Origin of the sequence: Streptomyces sp. NPDC042638 (assembly GCF_040647235.1) — a bacterium.
In the GTDB taxonomy this organism is placed as follows: Bacteria; Actinomycetota; Actinomycetes; order Streptomycetales; family Streptomycetaceae; genus Streptomyces; species Streptomyces rameus.
The window spans coordinates 1-4255 of the sequence record NZ_JBEZBT010000131.1 but is presented as its reverse complement, the minus strand read 5'-3'; the positions used below and the strand labels follow the sequence as shown (position 1 = coordinate 4255).

The following is a 4255-nucleotide window of genomic DNA, read 5'->3' as shown; positions in this document are numbered from 1 at the left end:
CGCAGCCTCGGACTTCGCCGACACCACCCACGGCACCACCGGCGGCTGAACGAGCTCGACCCGCTCCTCCTCCGGAGCCTGGTCAGGAGCCTGTTCGAGGATGATGTGCGCGTTGGTACCGCTGAGGCCGAAGGAGGAGACGCCGGCGCGGCGCGGTCGGCCGGTCTCCGGCCAGGACGTGGACTCGGTGAGCAGTTCGACAGCTCCGGCCGACCAGTCGACGTGCGGCGACGGCTCGTCCACGTGCAGGGTCTGCGGCAGGAGGCCGTTCCGCATGGCGAGGACCATCTTGATGATCCCGGCGGCACCGGCCGCCGCCTGTGTGTGACCGATGTTCGACTTGATCGAGCCCAGCCACAGCGGCCGGCCTTCCGGACGGTCCTGCCCGTAGGTCGCCAGCAGCGCCTGCGCCTCGATCGGGTCACCCAGGGTCGTACCCGTACCGTGCGCCTCGACCACGTCCACCTCGGCTGCCGGGACCCCGGCGTTCGCCAATGCCGCCCGGATCACCCGCTGCTGGGACGGGCCGTTCGGCGCCGTGAGGCCGTTGCTCGCACCGTCCTGGTTCACGGCCGAGCCACGCACCACCGCCAGCACCTGGTGGCCGTTGCGGCGCGCGTCGGACAGCCGTTCCAGGAGCAGCATGCCGACGCCCTCGCCCCAGCCGGTGCCGTCGGCAGCCGCCGCGAACGGCTTGCAGCGGCCGTTCGTGGCGAGGCCGCGCTGACGGCTGAACTCCACGAAGGTCGCGGGGGTGGACATCACCGTCACACCACCGGCCAGGGCCAGTGAACACTCCCCCTGGCGCAGGGACTGCGCCGCGAGGTGCAGGGCCACGAGCGAGGACGAGCAGGCCGTGTCGATGGTGACCGCAGGGCCTTCGAGACCGAAGGTGTAGGCGATGCGTCCGGACGCGATGCTTCCGGAGCCGCCCGTCGCGAGGTATCCCTCGGCGCCTTCGGGGATGCTCTGCAGCTGGGAGCCGTAGTCGTGGTACATGAGGCCCGCGAAGACGCCGGTCGTGCTGCCCCGCAGGGACAACGGGTCGATGCCGGCCCGCTCGAAGGTCTCCCAGGAGGTCTCCAGCAGCAGCCGCTGCTGCGGGTCCATCGCCAGCGCCTCACGCGGCGAGATGCCGAAGAACGCCGGGTCGAAGTCGCCGGCCGCGTGCAGGAAGCCGCCTTCGCGGACGTAGCTCTTCCCGTCCGAGTCGGCGTCGGCGTCGTACAGCCCCTCCATGTCCCAGCCGCGTCCCTCGGGGAAGCCGGATATGGCGTCGCCGCCCGCGGCGAGCAGGCTCCACAGCTCTTCGGGTGTGCGAACGCCGCCCGGGAAGCGACAACCCATGGAGATGATGACCACCGGGTCGTCCTCGCCGTCTGCGGCGGACGGGCCCGGGATGAGGGCGGGTGCCGGGGTCGCCACGGTGTCGCGGTGGCCGGTCAGTTGCTGGTGGAGGTACTGGGCCAGGGCCCGGGGGGACGGATAGTCGAACACCAGGGTGGCGGGGAGGAGCAGTCCGGTGGCCGTGCTGAGACGGTTACGCAGCTCCACGGACGTCAGCGAGTCGAACCCGAAGTCGCTGAAGGCCCGGCCCGGCTCCACCGCCTCCAGGTCGGCGTGTCCGAGAACCGCGGCCACGTTCCCGCGGACGACGTTGAGCACCAGCCGTTCACCGTCCGCGGACGGCACTCCGGCGAGCTGCTCGCGCAGCTGCGAGGAGCCTGTGGCGCGGGTGGTGTCGGAGGAACGGCGGCTCGTGGGCCGCACCAGATCACGCAGTACGTGCGCCACTTCGCCGTCTCGGCCGGCCCGGGCCGGATCCAGCCGCAGCGGGACCACGACCGGTGCCTGCGCCGCGCAGGCGGTGTCGAACAGGTTCAGTCCCTCCGCGGGGGTCAGCCCTCGCACACCGGACTGTTCGATGCGGCGCAGATCGGCCCGGGCCAGTCCGCCCGCCATACCGTCGGCCGTGTCCCACAGGCCCCAGGCGAGGGAGAGCCCGGGCCGGCCGGCTGCGCGCCGGTGCCGTACCAGCGCGTCGAGGAAGGCGTTGGCCGCGGCGTAGTTGGCCTGGCCCGCGGTGCCGAAGGTACCGGCGGCCGAGGAGAACAGCACGAAGGCCGACAGGTCGAGCTCGCGCGTCAGGTCGTGGAGGTTGACTGCCGCGGTCACCTTCGGCCGCAGGACGGTGTCGAGGCGTTCCGGGGTGAGCGCGTCGATGACACCGTCGTCGAGCACTCCGGCGGTGTGCACCACCGCACGCAGCGGACGATCCGCCGGAACGCTTCGCAGTACGTCCGCCAGTGCCGCCCGGTCCGCCACGTCGCAGGCAGCCCAGTGCACGCGGGCACCGGCCACCGACAGCTCCGCCTCCAGCTCACGGGCCCCGTCGGCGTCCGCGCCGCGCCGGCTCACCAGCAGCAGACTGCGGACGCCGGCCTCGGTCACGAGATGGCGTGCGACCAGCCTGCCCAGCGTGCCACTGGCACCGGTCACCAGGACCGTGCCGGCCGTGTCCCAGGTCGCCGAGGACAGCGGAGCCGTCTCCGTGGCACGTACCCGGTCAAGTCGCGCGGCCAGCAGTGTTCCGCCCCGGACCGCCACCTGGGGTTCCGCGCCGTGGGCGGCGGCGGACAGGAGCGGGATGTCGTCGACGGTCAGCGCGCACGGCTCGGTGGAGTCCGACGGCTCCTGCGCCGCCTCCAGGTCGACCAGGACGAAACGGCCGGGGTGCTCGCTCTGGGCGCTGCGCACCAGCCCCCAGACGGCGGAAGCGGCGAGTCCGGTGACATCGTCGCCGTCGTCCACCGCCACCGCACCGCGCGTGACGATCAGCAGGCGCGAGTCGGCGAACCGTTCGTCGGCCAGCCAGCTCTGGATCAGTGCCAGACCTCGGTGTACGGCGTGTCGCACCGTGTCGGCGTCTACGCCGGGCGTGGACGGCAGGACGCAGGCGACCACCGGCGGTACGGCCGTACCGGCGTCCACCGCGGCGCGCAGTGCGTCGATGTCCTCGTGGTACGAGGTCCGGTTCAGCACTCCTTCCGCCCATGCGTCCCCGGACACCAGTCCGACACCGCCCAGCAGGACCGGCGCGGCTTCGGCGTGTCGTGCCTGTGCCTGTGCCTCGGCACCGGGCACACGGCGCCACCCCAGCCGGAACAACGACTGGTGGAGCACGCCGCCCGCCGCGCTGATCTGCTCGGCGGAGACGGGACGCGTCACCAACGAGCGCACGGTGGCCACGAGCCCGCCTGCCTGGTCCGTGACCTCCATGGCCAGTGCCGAACCGTCGGACTCGGCCGGACTCAGCCGTACCCGGAGGGCCGAGGCGCCCGTCGCGTACACGGACACACCGCTCCAGGCGAAGGGCAGCCGGATACCGGTCGCCGGCTCCGGCTGCTCCGCCGGGTCCGCCGCGGCCCCCATCGCGTGCAGGGCCGCGTCCAGCAGAGCCGGGTGCACACCGAAGCGGCGGGACTCCGCCTCCGCCTCCTCCGGCAGCATGACCTCGGCGAACACCTCGTCGCCGCGCCGCCACACGGCCCGCAGGCCCTGGAAGACGGGCCCGTACCGCAGGCCCGTACCGGCGGCCCGCTCGTAGTGTCCGTCCAGGGTGACGGCCTCGGCGCCGCGCGGTGGCCATTCCTGCTCCGCGGTAGCCGGGCGCGCCTCCCCCGGGGCCAGCCGGCCCGTCGCGTGCCGGATCCACTGCTCGCCTTCGCCGTCCGGCCGCGAGTGGACGGTCAGTGTCCGGCAGTCCGACTCGTCGGCGTCGCCGACCGTCACCCGTATCTGTACTCCGCCCTGTTCCGGCAGTACGAGCGGCGCCTCCAGCGTCAGCTCCTCCAGCCGACCGCACCCGACCCACGCGCCGGCGTGCAGCGCGAGTTCGACGAACGCGGTTCCCGGCAGGAGCACCGCCCCCATGACCTGGTGGTCGGCCAGCCAGCCGTGCGACGTCTGCGACAGTCGGCCGGTGAAGAGACAGCCGTCGGAGTCGGGCAGTGTCACGGCCGCGCCGAGCAACGGGTGGTCCGCGGCGCCCAGACCGACCGAAGCGACGTCACCGGCGGCCGGCACCGGCTCCAGCCAGTAGCGTTCGCGCTGGAAGGCGTAGGTCGGAAGGTCCACGCGTCGGGGGCCGTACGGTTCCAGGTAGGCGGCCCAGTCCACGTCCTGACCCTGGACATAGACCTGCGCCAACGCCTCCAGCAGCGTGCCCGCCTCACCACGGTCCTTGCGCAGCACC

At 72.9% G+C, this 4255-nt stretch carries 1 protein-coding gene; it reads right to left on the bottom strand.

The window, feature by feature from the left end; all coding sequences use genetic code 11:
* Positions 1-4255 (bottom strand): type I polyketide synthase (locus AB0B40_RS37995; protein WP_362268193.1); only part of this gene is annotated, 4255 nt, incomplete at both ends.